Below are 15,791 nucleotides of genomic sequence, written 5' to 3' on the forward strand. Positions count from 1 at the left end.
CTTACACGGGCAGCGCGAAGATAAAGAGCTGCAAAGGCTGTAGGCGTTGCCTGTCTTCGTGGAGAGTCAATTTTGTTAACGTTAAATTTAACGTATTCTTATATAAAAGATAATTCAATCATGGGGAAAAGGTTGAATATTATGCTATTTCAATTGTAAAAGTGATTTAGGCTTATATACCAGTCATTCTTACTCTGACACGATTAAATATGCTTTTTAGATTGTAGTCATTGAACTACATTTGATGCTTTAACCAAGCACTCGTGACGGCATCTAAAGGTTGGGCTTCTCGAGAGGCTTGATGATCAAGCGCTGAAATAATTTCATTTAAAAAGCGTAAAGTATCTAGCTGTTCCAATTGCGTCTGAGTAAATAGTTTAGAGCGATCTTGACGCAGCAGTAAGACAGCTCTATCAACGGTACCGAGTAAACCTTTTGGTTCCGATATTGTCCGAATTTGATAATTATGGTGTAAAAATTGTGGCTGCCATAACGGTATAATAATCCACTCTTTTTTATTAACTGCTGTTTCAAAAGCACTAAAACAGTCTTCTTCATTACCAGTATGAAAAGAGTAGCCTAGATTGTTAAGTCCATATTCTTCCATCATTTTTATAGAGAAACGCGTTATCCCTGCACCAGGGGTGATACCTTGAATATTTTTGTTCATTCGCGAAAAAACGTCAGGTTTGAGTAAATCACTAACTTGTGAAACGGCGTCTTCTGGTACGTAATCAGGCACTCCCCAAAGTGCATAAGGTTCGTAATGTAAACCAAGCTCGAGTAATGGCTCGACGGTTTCAACATCTGACTTATAAATACCATGGCTAGAGGGTAGCCAGGCTGACGATAACATATCGATTTCGCCAGATTTTAGTTTCGCAAAGTTGTCTTGGTGAGGAGAGTAAACCCGCTCAACATTAAAACCCATTTCAGACAACACGTTATATACCAGTGATGCAGCTACATGGTGAAAAGATAGGTCGGTAACGCCAATAGTAATTTTGTTCGACATAATATAATTCTCATAAAATTTTCTGGAAGTAATCGCGAGTTTAGACATCACTGTTATCTTTTTAAAGTTCTTATTATTTGAATCATTATCAAAATGTTTTTGGCAATGATAAGGGGGGAATTAATTAACATTACTTTATTCGAAATAACATAGGTTTAATCCAATTTTGTAATATAGCTGGAAAGAGTCATCGTTAAAGTTGTTATTGCTTAGTGAATTGGTACTGTATTGCTTAATTTGTTGGATGGTTAATTGCAGTTTAGTTAATGTAGTTAAATCAATATTAGGTGGTTTTTGATCGTTAAATGATGTTTTATTAATTATTGAATTTAATGTTGACATGAAACGTGTTGGGATACATATTGCTACATCTGTTAAGTTGTGGGTTTTCGTTAACTTTGATTTTTCGTAGGCTCCCCTTGGTAATTAATATGTTAGCTAAGTGATGGACGCATAGTTATTAAGTGGTTATAGGTTTAAGTTGATATATTGATTTGGCTCTTATGTGGGTTGTCTCTTAATCTATCCCGTCAAGTTTTAAATGGGCTCGTTTTATGACTTGGATTGGTTTTTATAGTATTAAAGGTGGCAACCCAGTTAAAACTGCTTTTTATATGGATGTTATATAGAGAGGCAGATATACATAATACATAGAATTTATCTTCATTTATTCCGTTTCTTCTTCAGAAAAATTTATCGAGGAAACGTTATAGTTAACGGCTTTAATATTAATATTCATGCGCAGTGTTATATCAACAGTGCTATGAGTGTTGGATTATTCAATATACCCGGCACGAGAAGTCAGGAGTGTTTGGGAACGTCATATTTATTGAAAGGGTGAAATGTCCTTTCTTAAGACTTTATAAGGTTACATTATGAAATTATTATTCCTTGCCACAGCTATTTCTGTTGCACTTTCCCCTAGTGTATTTGCTGATGATTTACAGGTTAGCATTGACAATAATTCGGCTGCAATCGCGGCTAACACTATAGCGGCTGGCGATAATAGTGCGGCCATAATTAACAATAAGGCGCGCACAGATGCTCTGTCATCAACCTTGGCATCAAGCTCTGCAAGCACTAATGCGTTAATTGCTAAAAATAAGTCAGATGCTGAGTCTTATATTTCTAATATCACTCAGTCAGTCGCCAAAGATTCAATGCGCATCGATAATTTAGTTGCAGGCAATACGAACGCGATTAATAAAATGATGCACATTTAGCATCACTCATTACAGATAGTTCGAATAAAATTGATAGCAATGTTACAGCCATAGGTAAAAATAAGGCTGATGCAGATTCGTTAATTTCTGGCAATACTCATAATATTGCCAAAGTTAAAACAGATATGGCTGCAACTGTGAATGGCATTAACTCAGCCATTTCACAGAATAAAGCCAGTGTTGATGCAGCTGTGAGTGGTAATACCAATGCGATTGCTAAAAATAAGGCAGATTCAGACACTTTGATTTCAGAAAACGCATTGGGTGTGGCTTCTAATACCGCATCGGCTAAAACGCTTGCTCAATCTGTAACATCTGTTGCTTCGTCTGTATCTGATAATGGATCAGGTATTGCTAATAACAAGGCTGCGATCAGTAAACTCAATAATGAAGAGGCGATAGTTACTGCCAGAACTGAGAAAAACTCATTACTGATTAAACAGAGGCAACATGCGGTTGATGTGACTAATGCCCACATTGGTGGGCTAGAGAAGTCTGAGGCTAGACACTTTACAAAAAATGAAAAAGTCATTGCTGCAAACAAGGTGGCCATTGATAGCAATGCAAAAAATGCAGCAACCGCAATGACCTATAGTACAATTTCCGTTAGTAAAGCGGGTGTAGCTTTATCTCATGCCGATCATTCAGTTAAGGTTGCTGATGAATCTTTGGCTCAATCTAAACTCGTTGCCAAGACGGCTGCTAGCGCTGATAGCCATGCGACTTCAGCTCTAAATGTTGCTAATCATGCTGAGGCGCGTTCGGTTGTTGCAGATAAGCATGCTACTGAGGCCGTCAGTGTTGCTAACCACTCTCTGGCGCAATCAACAGATAACGGAAATCGCATTCAAGAGGCAAGAAAAGATATTACTCAAAACGTTGAAGCCATCGCCACTAACCATAATAACATCAGTGATAATTCAAGAGGGGTCAGGCAAAATGCGCAAGATATCTATGCGGTAAACAAGCGCGTCGATAACAATTTTTTTGCGATTAAAAACCTTCAAGAAGAGATAGATAATTTAGATACCAAAATTGATGCCTCTTACGCTCAGTCAGGTGCAATGTCTGCACTAATGGAGCCTCATGGTGTTGGACATGCTTCGTTTTCTATGGGCACTGCACATCATGGGAATGCGAATGCGTTAGCGCTTGGGTTTGGTATGCGTTTAGATAACAATTTCTCAATTAAAGCGGGTGCGCATTTGATGATGTAACCAGTCAGCCGACTGTATTTTTTGGGGCCGGTGTAGAATGGTAAGTAAAACGAATGTTTGTATTGGGTGATTGTTGTCGTAATGGTTGCGATCGTCATGTTTAATCTAGTCACACCTGACAAACACTCTGAAGATAACAACGCTAGGCAAAGCGAGATAAAACAGCATTTCGATAAGCTGTTGAGTGAAGACTAAAAAAAGCCCCCCGGGGCTTTTTTGTTGGGTGTTGATGATTAATTAAATCTGTATCATGAATAAGTGGGGTTAGTGTGAACTTTGTTCTCCAACCTTAATCTGTGAGTCAGAAAGTCTCTCGTTTCCCCTAAACGTAGCTGTTGAAACCTGCGTTAGTCAGTATCAGGTTGCCATAGTTCCCCTAATGTAAACTGTCTCATTTAGAGCTTGAATTCCAACCCACTTCTGTCAAAAAACGTGCTCTATTCTCACCGATTTGTCCCAGAAAAATAAACTTAAATCGAAGAAGTGAACACTCAGGTGTAAACGTGGCTGTGACCTTCGACATCAAGGTCGAATATGTTCCATACATTTTTCGGCATTCCCCACATCCATGTGGGTCAGATTAAACCGCAGAGCGGCCAGGGATGACTCTTACGAAATCAAGATCCATCGTGTTACAGAAGAGTTTGCACTTAATGTCGCTTTTAGGCATCCATGCCTTTACGACATTCGTAAATCCATTTACAGCACCTGCCGCAAGCAATTAACGCCAATGACGCTATGGTACTTAGCAAGTTAATTAAATACTAATTCGGCCAAATGAACCCCACTAAAAGATATTTGAAACTTGTTATCTGACAAGTCTCACCGCACCCTTGGGTTAGGTACTCCTACCTCAAAGATGCCCCACGATTAAGCCCTATGAGCTTATCGAGAATATGCTCGCCATCCATGCGAATGCCGTTGTGCTCATACTCAGAGGTTAACCAGTATTTAAGCGCCCCTACCTGTTTAGTGGTTTCCAGGCTGTAATTCATCTCAACAAACATATCTTCGCTATAGATGGCTGCTGCGACTGGCACTTGGTTTTTGGCTAGTGTGTCCAAATCATATAGCTGTGACCAATCGGCTTTTTCGGCGAGTAAGTTGGCCGCATGCTTGAGGGGCTTGAGGTTAGTGAACTGCTCGAAAAACCAAGGGAAGACCATCTCTCCGGTAAACAGAAATGGCTTGCCTGGCTCATAGTTAAATTCATCATATTGGCCGCGAACGCGCTGGGCCGACCAATTTGATGCGCTGCTTGTTGAGGCTTCGCCTTTTGAAGAGTGGTTTTGACAGTAGATACTTTCATGAAGTAGGGCGAAAATAGGGTTGGTGTTAAAGTCGAGTAGCTGGCAGAACTGCGCCAAGAAAAGCGGGTTCACTTGTGTGCCTGAGCCGGTTTCAATCAGTGCTTGCTCCAGTAGGTAGTAGACAGATTCAGGGCCCTGCTCCATACCTATATTTATGCCAAGTAGCTGCAACATCTCGACGGTTAAGCGCTCGCCAGTGGCGATGCGGACGACATTATTACTGATATGTTCAGCGAGCTCAGTGATCAGTGTTTGCGCATCGCTGAAGCGTTTAAAGAAGTCTTGGTTTTTGGCTAAAACGCGTTTGTAGGTGGCTTGATATACTTCATCAGAGTGACGGGTGAGGGAAGGGATACCGCCGGTGATGTAAGCTTCGCTGAGGCCTTCTGGCGCATCGTTTAGGTATTTTAATACACAGAAGCCGCCGAAGCTTTGGCCTAAGATACTCCACTTTTTTTCTGGAGACAGTTGAGCGCGTATGGCTTCGGCATCCTTGATGATGTTGTCAGCGCGAAAGTGAGTCAGGTACTCGGCTTGTTGCTCTGAGTCCAGATGTTCTAAGCTGAGGTAGCTAACGGGTGTAGACAGGCCTGTGCCACGCTGATCTAATAGTAATACTCGGAACTCTCTCAGGGCGCGCTTTATCCAGCCACCGTTAGCCGCCGGACGAATCGCACCAAAACCTGGTCCACCTTGAAAAAATACGAGATATGGAAGCTGTTTGCCTTGGTTATCGGGCGACACTAACTCGCGAGCAAAAACCTTGATCTGCTTGCCAGCGGGATGGGCATAATCTAAAGGGAGGGAGAAGCTGTGTTTAATGGCTGTTAATCCTGCGAGGGTTAAGTCAGATTTCATGGTGGCCTTGTACAATAGAGTTAATATTTGATGCTTATTATGTCTGCCACTATAATAGTGAGCAGAGTGTCATTATTGGCAAATTGTATACAAAATCACAGCAGATACCTAGTTTAAACGTTTGGTCATGAACATATATTGCTGCATTAAAATTGATCCAGATCAGTTTATAGCTTTGCCCGAGAGAGAAAAGGGTGAAGTTAACGTAACCTTATTTTACTATTCAGTATCAATAGCTATCTATCTCTATACGTTCTATTCCGATAGAAAAGTCACCTTAGGCGGAACTTCATGAAATACCAGATTATTCCTGTTACCCCATTTCAACAAAATTGCAGTCTTATCTGGTGTGATGAAACGAAGAAAGCCGCAGTTATTGATCCCGGTGGTGATTTTGACCGTATCTTGGTTGAGGTGGATAAGCTAGGGCTTAAGCTAGAAAAAATCCTATTGACTCATGGTCATATCGATCACGTAGGTGCTGCAAAAGCGTTAGCCGAACAGGCTGGGATCCCAATTATTGGCCCACATGAAGCGGACAGTTTTTGGTTAGAAAGCTTGCCAGAGCAGAGTAAGCATTTTGGCTTTAAGCCCTGTGAGCCTTTTACGCCGACGCAATATTTGAATGCTGGTGACACAGTTCGCTTAGGCTCAAAGACTTTAGAGGTGTTACATTGTCCAGGGCACACGCCTGGTCACCTAGTGTTTTTTTCGCCGAGCAGCAAACTGGCATGGGTTGGTGATGTGTTATTTCACGGCTCTATTGGCCGCACTGATTTTCCGCAATCTAACCATTCAGATCTTATCGATTCTATTACTCAAACGCTTTGGCCGCTAGGGCGTGATGTAGAGTTTATTCCAGGACACGGGCCAGTTTCTACCTTTGGTCATGAGCGAGACCAAAATCCGTTTGTCGCCGACCAACTTTTTTATTAATGATATAGGCTAACCTGATATTGCAGCTTCAATCCCTCTTAAATGATAGGGGTTGCTGTTTCACCCCATGGGGTGGGCGATTGGTATTCTCAGCGGCGACGGCCTAGAAGAGACACTTAACTTGCGAACGTGAGTGCTAAAATCGTCGAGTCGTACTTTTCAATTCGTACTTTTCAATTTTCACCAAGGGATTTGAAAATAAAGATGCTAGCTTGTTTAGCTAGCATCGCTCGTTTTGTTGATCTTTTTACGACAAATTTTAATTTGAGCTGGCTCGCTAACTGCTATAAAAACAACATATGAGCCACATAAGTGTAATTAAGCAGCAGTTAATACTGAAATCATGCCCTAGATCCTATTTTTATTTTACAAAAGGGAGTAATTTAACCAACAAAATGGCCAATCAATAAATAGAATTGGCTTTCTTCCTATGTAATGAGGGGTCAATACATGGAAAATCGTTGGCAAGTCGCCATTTCGGCGGGTTTACTTGCGGCTATCTGGGCCGGTGTTGCTGATACGTTCAGCTTAGTCACTTGGATCGGTTTCTTAGCCTGCAGTACTTTTTTTGCTCAAACCAAATCAGGGTTTCAAGGCGTTGCCTTGAGTTGGGCGACTAATTTATCTGGTGTGTTTTGGGCCTGGATTGTCATCAGTGGCAGTGGTTATTTTGAGTCAGTTTTTGTGGGGTATCTACTCACAGGCATAGTCACCTCGGCTATGTGTCTTCAGGCGAGTTACCATAGATTATCTTTCATTCCTGGTGCCTTTATTGGTTGTTGTATTACTTTTGCCATGGCTGGCGATATTGCCAATATACTGCCAGCATTACTACTGGGCGCGTTATTGGGTTACTCGATGACTTTACTGACCACACAACTTGTTAATCTTACTAATAAGTGGAGAGAGTTCTCCGCAGCAACAAGCGCCAATAATGTCAATAATACCAATAAAATCACCGCTCAGACGACTAACGAATAACGCTGATGCGTTAGTTAGGTCGCTTCTATAAGAGTGAAAAGCAGAATTAGGACTAGGTAACGAATATGAAACAGATCGAATTTAGAAAGATAGATGCCTTGATGATTAAGCTCAGCCTGAATGGTAAGTTTTGGCTGGTGTGCACTATGGTGGCATTGATCACAGCCGGTATCGCGTTAATGAACTGGGAGCATGCAGCGGATCACGCGACCAAAAGCTCTCAAGCGAGAGCTCAGTCTATGGTCGATAGTTTTGCCGCTGTGGCCAAGTCTCAGGGGTTGAAAAAGAACGAACTTAATCAATACGCCAGAGAACATGGGCTTCAAGTAACAAGCCGCATGGATTCATCCAGGCAGGGCGATAATGTTGCTGTGACGGCATCGGTTGGCAATCAGCACTTACTGCTTAATGTGAATGTAAAAGCATGGGAGTCTGATGCCACAAGCGATGCTAACTTTATGCTTTGGATAGCACTTGCCGGTTTGCTGCCCCTGTTTCAACTGAGTTATTGGATCTCCACCTCACTAGGTGGTGGATTGTGGGATATGTATATTGCGATTAAGCGATTGGCTGATGGGGATTTGACCCAGCGACTTAACTTTTTCGGTACAGATGATTTTAGTATGATCGCTACCGAAATTGATCGCAGCGCCGATAATATGAGTGAAATGGTCACAGCGATTGGCAAAAATGCCGGCACGTTAGCCCAAGCTGCCGACGAATTTAATCAACAAGCTCAGCAAAGCGATCAGTTGATAGGTGCTCAGCATCAATTCTTAGATACCGTGGCAGTAGCTATGGATCAGATGACTGCCGCTATCGAAGAGGTGTCACACAATGCGGCTAATACCTCTGAGCAGACTAAAGCCAACTCTCATCAGGCTGAAGCAAGTAAACTGCGTATTTTGGATGCGGTTGAACGTATATCAGGTTTGGTAACCAAAATTAGTTCGGCATCAGATTCAGTCTCTCAGCTGTCTAAGCATGCTTCTGAGATAGGCGCTGTGGTGACGACGATTAACAGTATCTCTGAGCAGACAAATTTGTTGGCGCTGAATGCTGCTATTGAGGCGGCACGTGCGGGTGAGCAGGGACGAGGTTTTGCTGTCGTTGCCGATGAAGTCAGAACCCTTGCAGGGCGTACTCAACAGGCTACAGTAGAAATTCAATCTATGATTGAGGGGTTGCAATCAGGCTCTGCTAAATTGACTCGTGTGACCGAAGAAATTGTCGACCAAGCCGATCAGGGCCGTGGCGCGATTGTGTCTGTCGGTGAAGATGTCGATTCCATGGCCAGTTCAACCAATGATGTATTTGATATGAGCTCACAAATTGCAGCATCAGCTGAAGAGCAGAGTGTCTCTGCACGAGATATTGCCATGCAGCTTAATGATATCCGCGATCAATCTGAGACCATTAAACAGACCGCTCAGCGTTCGGCATCCCTAGCCGCTGAACTGCATCAATCCTCTAGCGAATTAGAAGGGATTTTAGGCCAATATCGAACCAGCTAATCACTAATCAGTTTCTCGTTTGAAAAGCAAAACCTTGGTTTTGCTTTTTTTTTGGCTATTATTTATCACATCTGTGTGGTGCTTTTACTAAAAACACTGTTTGTTAGCGATATGTGAAAGTTATTTACACTTTCTCCGTTCTTATACCAGCGAGAGAAACTTAAAAAACGCATATTTTAGTTTGGTCTTAGTGAACTTTTCTTTGCTGATAACAAATTAGGTAATAATGAGAGTTGAGGTTGATGTGATAAATCGTCGGGCAGTATTACTAGTTAGTGGACTTTTTTTAGGGCCGTTAATTGGCGGAAGCTTTCAAGTTCATGCCGAAACATTCCGTTTAGTCGATTCTACTGGCAAGGCCATGGAGAGCATGGTTGTCTATCTACAGCCTAAACAAGCTGACAACACTGAGGCCATGAGCGGAGATAATCAAAGTGCACCGCTGGAAATACATCAAGAAAACAAGCAATTCACTCCTTATATCACCGTTATTCAGAAAGGCTATGAGCTGCAGTTTGTTAATGATGATGATATTACCCATCACATCTACTCGGCGGTGGGGCCTAATCGTTTTTCATTTAAATTACGTAAGGGAAACGCGACGCAAAGCATGGTGTTTGATCAGACGGGTCATATCTCTATGGGGTGCAATATCCATGATTGGATGAGCGGTCACCTGCTCGTTGTTGATACCCCCTATTTTGGTACCACAGATGACGCAGGCTGGGTAAGCTTTGATAACGTACCGGATGCTGATTACCGCTTAGTTATCTGGCATCCTCAGTTGTCGGCTGACAAAAATAGCGTGTCACAAGGGGTGGTATTGCCACTAGCTGAGGCGTTGACTATCACAGTGTCAGCACCCATGGCTGAGATCCCTTCCCAGGAGAGCCTTGATGATTTTGAGTTTTTGGAAGGCTATTAATGTTCGGTATATTTAATCGAATACAGATGCGCATTTTTGCCTTCTTCGTGATCTTATTGATTGCGGTGCAGGCTATCTCTTTCTCAATCACTTTCTACGCGAACAAACGCTTAGAGCAAGAGCAACTTCGCAATCAACTCTCTGTGGCCGAACTGGTATTTAAATCTGAGTATAACGATCGTAATTATTATCTGTCTGCATTTGCTGAAACTGCGGCCAAAGACTTCGGGCTCAAAGATATCTTTATTGATGATGATAGCCGGAGCTTTTTAGTGGCGTTGAATAATCATCGAAAACGAATCAATGCGGATATTGCCATCGCGATCAACATTGAAGGAAATATCATTGGGGAGTTGATGCTTAGCCCCCGTGGAATGGATAAGGGCAAAGTGAAAGTCGGCCCAGAGCATGGAAAACAGTTTCGTTATCCATTAGATACAGAGTTTCAAGATGTTAATCCGCTATACCCCTTGGATGACAATATTTACCAGATTAAATTTGCGCCGCTGACCAGTGGTGCCAGTAACATCATTGGCTGGGTTGGGTTTGGCTATATTATTGGCGATGAATTAGCGCGTTCGCTGCAGATGAAAACCGGGCTCAACGCAGGTTTTATGGTATCTAACGGAGAGAATAATCAATTTATTAGTCTGTCAGCAGAGCGAGTCAATACTGATGATTATCAGGCAGTGTCTGAATTTATCCAAAATGGTCAGTCAAATGATGAGTATGTGCTGTGGCACGAGGCGCTTGGAGAGGTCAATAACAAACAGCTCCATGCATTTATGTATCTCACTCGCTATGACGTGCTTGAGTCATTTCAGAAACAATGGCTACTGCAACTGGGTTTGATTGTATTAATGCTCCCCATCTCACTGTTATTAGCATTCATTATCTCAAGCGATGTGACCAGACCCATTAAGGTATTGATTGAACAAGCCAGATTTATCGCCAAAGGTAACTATAACTCTAAGGTGCAAGTGGGTAATAGCATAGAGATGAAACAGTTAGCCGAAGAGTTTACTGTGATGCAGGAGGCGATTGTCAGTCGTGAGAGTAAGATAGCATTTCAGGCTTATCATGATCCGCTGACTAACTTGCCGAATAAAAATGAGTTAGAGCGAGTCACTCAGCCCTGGTTTGAGGACAAATCAGCCGTTGCAATCTGTTTAATCAACATCAAGCGTATGACTGAGGTCAACGGTACCTTGGGTCATGTGGTTGGGGATGAGGTGATCAAAGAGGTCAGTAAGCGTTTGTGCTCGGTAGATAATATCGATCTGGTGTGTCGAATGAGTGGCGATGAATTTGTCTTGGTTGTAAAACAGACCTCTCCCAAAGCACTTAGAGAGTTAATGGCCCAAGTACAACAAACCATAGAGGCTGAATATTGTTACCAAGATATTTCTCTGCATCTACAGCTCACCGTCGGGATAAGCTTTGTCCACTACCCGAGTGACTTAGAAACCTTGTTACGTCAAGCCGATACGTCACTGCAGTATGCTAAGAAGAACAAGTTAGATCAGCAAATCTACAACCAAAAGATTGATGTAAATACCTTAGAGCGGTTACAACTTATCAATGAGCTAAAATCAGCGATTGAACAGGGTGAGTTAGTCTTGTTTTATCAGCCTAAGCTAGATCTGAAACTCAATAAGGTGACCCATGTTGAGGCACTTGTGCGCTGGCAACATCCTGATCGTGGCATGATCCCCCCAGATACCTTTATCCCGATTGCCGAGCAGATGGGACAGATGAATGCCTTAACCCGTTGGGTGATGAATGAGTCTATTGCGCAATATTTGAGGTGGAAATCTCAAGGCATCGACCTGGGGATCGCGATTAACATCTCGGCAGAGAACCTCAAAGACCCCTATTTTTGTCAATATGTATTAGATGTCATCTCAGACAGCAATGTGCCTATTGAGGCGCTAACGTTAGAGATCACCGAGGATGCTGTGGTCTCTGATCCAGAGAATGCGATTAAGCAGTTGAAGATATTGAAAAAATATGGTCTTAAATTGTCTATTGATGATTATGGCACGGGTTACTCTTCGCTGGCACAATTGAAGCAACTTCCGGTAGATGAATTGAAAATTGATAAATCATTCGTGCAAAATTTAATGGTGAGTCAAGACGATCAGATCATCGTTAATTCCACCTTACAGCTAGCCCATAGCTTAGGTTTACGTGTTGTAGCTGAAGGGATTGAGGATGAAGCCGCTCTGGCATGGTTAACCGAGCGAGGCTGTGAAATGGGGCAGGGGTATTATCTCTCTAGGCCTACCGATGCCGATAATTTAGTGCAATGGTTAACAAGCTCGCGCTATGCATAATCGGCGCTAGGTGCTCGCAGATTAAGAAAAGTAGAGATCAGAATAGGAGCAAGGATGAAATATTGGGTATGGATACTTGGTTTATACTCGCCATTGATATTGGCTGCAGAGCATAAGCTTGCAGGTATTATCGATGTTAGGGCCAGTTACACAAATGGAATTACCTCTTATGTCGATGGTGGACTGGGTAAGTTTAGATTCAACCCTGATGGACAAGTTTCTCTAGCACAAGCTGGTGTGAGTTACACTGTGGATTGGGATAATCCTTTGTCGGCGCATGTGGTCGCCAATGCGTACTGGGATGGTGTAGAGGATAATATCGGCATTACTGAGGCCTACCTCAAATACAAGGGGCTTCCTTGGGACAATGGTTTACGACTGGGTGGAAAGTTAGGGATCATATATCCTGAAATCTCCATGGAAAATATTGCTACCGCCTGGTCCTCTCCTTATACGTTAACTTACTCAGGAATTAACAGTTGGCTAGGTGAAGAGGTTCGCCATATTGGTGCACAAATCAGTGTGGATTACTTGGGTAAGTTTCATGACTCTCGCCATGACTTCACACTCTCTGGCGAGTTCTTTAAAAATAATGATACGACAGGGGCCATGTTAGCCTGGCACGGCTGGACCAGCAGCTCACGTCAAACACTGTGGCAAGAGACACTGCCCTTAAGTGACCTTCCTAGTCTAGACGGTGGTGAGCTCGGCAGTCAGGCCAAAGAGTCTGACCCTTTCTTAGAGCTAGATGATCGCATCGGCTATCATGTTAAAACCCAGTGGCGTATGCAAGGGCTGGGTCGTCTTGAAGTGGGATACTATGATAATGACGCCGATACCCGAGTTGTTATTGAGGGGCAATATGCCTGGTTGACTCAGTTTGTGCACATTGGCACTAAATGGCGCCTTCCCTATAATATTGAACTGATCGCTCAATATATGAAGGGGGATACCTTGATGAAATCGCCAGACGGCAGGAACATCGTCGATAATGGCTATGACTCAGCTTTTATCCTATTAAGTCACCGATGGCAGAAACATCGACTTTCCGCGCGATTCGAAGACTTTAGTGTGACTGACAATGACCTAACATTTGATGATGATAACAGTGAAGAGGGACAGGCAATGACAGTCTCTTACAGTTATCAATTGAAAAAAGGCTGGTTTGTGCAAGCTGAATATAATCGTATCGACTCACTACGCCCTGCACGGGCTGAACAAGGCTTTCCTGAAGACTTAGTCGAGCAACAGTGGCAATTGGCGAGTCGTTATTATTTTTAGAGAAGGTGCTAGTTCCTAGGAACTAGGCCCTAGGATCTAGTTTCTTCAAATTATAACGCTGCAGCGACCTCAGTACCTTGCTTAATGGCTCGTTTCGCATCCAGCTCTGAGGCGATATCGGCGCCGCCGATCAGCGTCACCTTAACCTGGTTGGCTTCTAACTTATTTTGCAGCGCTCTATGTGAATCTTGTCCAGCACAGATGATAATGTTATCCACTTCCAGCAGTTGCTGTTGACCCTCGATGGATATATGCAGACCTTCATTGTCAATCTTGGTGTACTGCACACCTTTAAGCATCTTCACGCCTTTATTTTTCAGTACCGTACGGTGGATCCAGCCGGTACTTTTTCCAAGGCCTGCACCCACTTTCGAGGTTTTACGCTGTAACAGGAAGATCTCTCGCGGTGATGGCTCTGGGTTCGGTTCTATTAGGCCACCAGGGGTTGAGCCGCTAAGGTCCACTCCCCACTCTTTCATATAAGCATCTTTATCTAAGCTGGTGGAAGGGCCTTGATGAGATAGGTATTCACCTACATCGAAACCTATTCCGCCTGCGCCGATGATAGCGACACGTTTTCCAACAGGTTTTTTATCCCGTAACACATCTAAGTAGTTAAGCACCTTGCTGTGCTCTATACCTGGAATGTCTAACTGGCGAGGCACAATGCCGGTTGCGAGTAATACTTCATTGAAGCCAATCAAATCTGCTTCGCTGGCTCTGGTGTTGAGTTTTACATTGACGCCAGTTAGTTCGAGCTGTTTCTTGAAGTACCTTAATGTCTCGCTAAACTCCTCTTTACCCGGCACCTGTTTGGCAATATTAAACTGTCCACCAATTTGATTATCAGCCTCAAATAAGGTCACATTATGGCCGCGTCTAGCGGCGGTTGTTGCGGCGGCAAGCCCAGCTGGGCCTGCACCGACCACAGCTATCTCTTTTGGCTCTGTCGTTGGCTCAATCAGCAATTTAGTTTCGTGACAAGCTTGTGGGTTAACCAAGCAGCTCACGAGTTTCATCTGAAATATATGATCTAAACAGGCTTGATTACAGCCGATACAGGTGTTGATTTCATCAGATTTACCCGCCTTGGCTTTGAGCATAAAATCCGGGTCTGCAAGCATAGGCCGCGCCATGGAGATGATATCGGCATTGCCTGTAGCAAGAATATCTTCGGCCACTTCAGGGGTATTGATGCGGTTAGTGGTACAAAGTGGAATATTGACCTCTTGCTTCATGCGCTTAGTGATTTCGACAAATGCGCCCCTAGGTACGCTGGTAGCAATGGTGGGGACGCGTGCTTCATGCCAACCGATACCTGTGTTGATAATTGTCGCGCCGACGTTTTCTACCCCTTTTGCCAGTTCGACAACTTCTTGCCAAGTACTGCCACCTTCGACCAAGTCCAACATTGAGAGTCTGAAGATGATGATAAATTCTTTACCCACGGCTTCTCGGGTACGACGAACGATCTCAAGAGCCAGTCGAGTACGGTTCTCATAACTGCCACCCCAGCGATCGGTTCTGTGGTTGGTGCGTTTACAGATAAACTGGTTGATGAAGTAGCCTTCTGAGCCCATGATCTCGACACCATCGTAACCAGCTTTCTGTGAGTTGAGGGCACAGTTGACGAAATCCTGGATCTGTTTTTCAATGCCAGCTTCATCTAACTCTTTTGGCACAAATTGATTGATGGGGGCTTGAAGTGGCGAGCAGCTCACTAATTTAGGATGATAGGCATAACGGCCTGTATGTAAGATCTGTAAGCAGATCACGCCATCTTCTTTATGTACGGCTTGAGTAATGAGCTTATGTTTCTGGATATCTTCATCTGTGGCGATCATGGTGGCGTTAGGCATGCCACCACCTTCTATATTTGGGGCAAAACCGCCGGTGACTATCATGCCAATGCCGCCAGCAGCACGTGCGGCATAGTAGGCTGCCATTCGCTCGAAGCCGCCTGGCGCTTCTTCTAAGTTAGTGTGCATCGAGCCCATCAAGCTACGATTTTTTAGTGTACGAAAGCCCAAGTCTAACGGCGCCATCAGGTGTGGATATGCATTGCTCATAATCTCTTCCTAGTTATATTAGTATTATTTTTATTGGTTAAAGATAGAGCGAATGTTAGGATTGGCCAATGACTAAAGGTTACAAATTGATGACTGTATTTAGCTTGTTTGAATATTTATCTCTAT

11 protein-coding genes are annotated in these 15,791 nt (G+C 43.3%); 8 read left to right on the forward strand and 3 right to left on the reverse strand.

What is annotated here, in order from left to right; all coding sequences use genetic code 11:
• Positions 1–235 precede the first annotated feature (235 nt).
• Positions 236–1,063, reverse strand: coding sequence for a glycine betaine ABC transporter substrate-binding protein (locus FM038_RS08550; RefSeq protein WP_223293026.1), 828 nt, complete (start codon positions 1,061–1,063; stop codon positions 236–238).
• 827 nt (positions 1,064–1,890) lie between these two features.
• On the opposite strand from FM038_RS08550, the gene FM038_RS08555 reads away from it, so the two are divergent.
• Together FM038_RS08555 and FM038_RS08560 are read left to right on the forward strand one after the other, a co-directional pair.
• Positions 1,891–2,238, forward strand: a complete 348-nt coding sequence (locus FM038_RS08555) for a hypothetical protein (protein ID WP_142872851.1) — start codon at positions 1,891–1,893, stop codon at positions 2,236–2,238.
• 125 nt (positions 2,239–2,363) lie between these two features.
• Complete coding sequence (locus tag FM038_RS08560) at positions 2,364–3,455, forward strand: YadA-like family protein (protein WP_142872852.1); 1,092 nt, start codon at positions 2,364–2,366, stop codon at positions 3,453–3,455.
• A gap of 848 nt (positions 3,456–4,303) precedes the next feature.
• Here the strand turns inward: FM038_RS08560 and FM038_RS08565 are convergent.
• The gene (locus FM038_RS08565; RefSeq protein ID WP_142872853.1) at positions 4,304–5,623 is read right to left on the reverse strand and encodes an alpha/beta fold hydrolase; all 1,320 of its coding nucleotides are present in this window, start codon (positions 5,621–5,623) and stop codon (positions 4,304–4,306) included.
• A gap of 291 nt (positions 5,624–5,914) precedes the next feature.
• Here FM038_RS08565 and FM038_RS08570 point away from each other — a divergent pair, with 291 nt between their 5' ends.
• The 6 genes from FM038_RS08570 (at position 5,915) to FM038_RS08595 (ending at position 13,596) form a co-directional block, all read left to right on the forward strand.
• Entirely contained in the window at positions 5,915–6,559 is a 645-nt protein-coding gene (locus FM038_RS08570; RefSeq protein WP_142872854.1) for an MBL fold metallo-hydrolase, read from the forward strand.
• A gap of 450 nt (positions 6,560–7,009) precedes the next feature.
• Positions 7,010–7,540 (forward strand): DUF1097 domain-containing protein, encoded by a 531-nt coding sequence (locus FM038_RS08575; RefSeq protein ID WP_142872855.1) that lies wholly within the window; start codon positions 7,010–7,012, stop codon positions 7,538–7,540.
• Positions 7,541–7,605: 65 nt separating this feature from the next.
• Complete coding sequence (locus tag FM038_RS08580) at positions 7,606–9,054, forward strand: methyl-accepting chemotaxis protein (RefSeq protein ID WP_142872856.1); 1,449 nt, start codon at positions 7,606–7,608, stop codon at positions 9,052–9,054.
• Positions 9,055–9,298: 244 nt separating this feature from the next.
• Positions 9,299–9,979 carry a cupredoxin domain-containing protein gene (locus tag FM038_RS08585; RefSeq protein ID WP_142872857.1) on the forward strand — a complete coding sequence of 227 codons (681 nt, stop codon included), beginning with the start codon at positions 9,299–9,301 and terminating at the stop codon, positions 9,977–9,979.
• Positions 9,979–12,315 carry a bifunctional diguanylate cyclase/phosphodiesterase gene (locus FM038_RS08590; protein WP_142872858.1) on the forward strand — a complete coding sequence of 779 codons (2,337 nt, stop codon included), beginning with the start codon at positions 9,979–9,981 and terminating at the stop codon, positions 12,313–12,315. The genes FM038_RS08585 and FM038_RS08590 overlap by 1 nt, the downstream gene beginning before the upstream one ends.
• 54 nt (positions 12,316–12,369) lie before the next feature.
• Positions 12,370–13,596 carry a hypothetical protein gene (locus FM038_RS08595; protein ID WP_195873227.1) on the forward strand — a complete coding sequence of 409 codons (1,227 nt, stop codon included), beginning with the start codon at positions 12,370–12,372 and terminating at the stop codon, positions 13,594–13,596.
• 50 nt (positions 13,597–13,646) lie between these two features.
• Here the strand turns inward: FM038_RS08595 and FM038_RS08600 are convergent, their stop codons facing one another.
• Positions 13,647–15,665 (reverse strand): NADPH-dependent 2,4-dienoyl-CoA reductase, encoded by a 2,019-nt coding sequence (locus FM038_RS08600; RefSeq protein WP_142872859.1) that lies wholly within the window; start codon positions 15,663–15,665, stop codon positions 13,647–13,649.
• Positions 15,666–15,791 lie beyond the last annotated feature (126 nt).

It is taken from the genome of Shewanella eurypsychrophilus, from assembly GCF_007004545.3.
Taxonomy (GTDB): Bacteria; Pseudomonadota; Gammaproteobacteria; order Enterobacterales; family Shewanellaceae; genus Shewanella; species Shewanella eurypsychrophilus.

Coding starts and splice junctions, on each gene's coding strand:
- FM038_RS08550 (WP_223293026.1), bottom strand. CDS start 1,063: ATGTCTAAACTCGCGATTACTTCCAGAAAATTTTATGAGAATTATATT.
- FM038_RS08555 (WP_142872851.1), top strand. CDS start 1,891: ATGAAATTATTATTCCTTGCCACAGCTATTTCTGTTGCACTTTCCCCT.
- FM038_RS08560 (WP_142872852.1), top strand. CDS start 2,364: ATGGCTGCAACTGTGAATGGCATTAACTCAGCCATTTCACAGAATAAA.
- FM038_RS08565 (WP_142872853.1), bottom strand. CDS start 5,623: ATGAAATCTGACTTAACCCTCGCAGGATTAACAGCCATTAAACACAGC.
- FM038_RS08570 (WP_142872854.1), top strand. CDS start 5,915: ATGAAATACCAGATTATTCCTGTTACCCCATTTCAACAAAATTGCAGT.
- FM038_RS08575 (WP_142872855.1), top strand. CDS start 7,010: ATGGAAAATCGTTGGCAAGTCGCCATTTCGGCGGGTTTACTTGCGGCT.
- FM038_RS08580 (WP_142872856.1), top strand. CDS start 7,606: ATGAAACAGATCGAATTTAGAAAGATAGATGCCTTGATGATTAAGCTC.
- FM038_RS08590 (WP_142872858.1), top strand. CDS start 9,979: ATGTTCGGTATATTTAATCGAATACAGATGCGCATTTTTGCCTTCTTC.
- FM038_RS08595 (WP_195873227.1), top strand. CDS start 12,370: ATGAAATATTGGGTATGGATACTTGGTTTATACTCGCCATTGATATTG.
- FM038_RS08600 (WP_142872859.1), bottom strand. CDS start 15,665: ATGAGCAATGCATATCCACACCTGATGGCGCCGTTAGACTTGGGCTTT.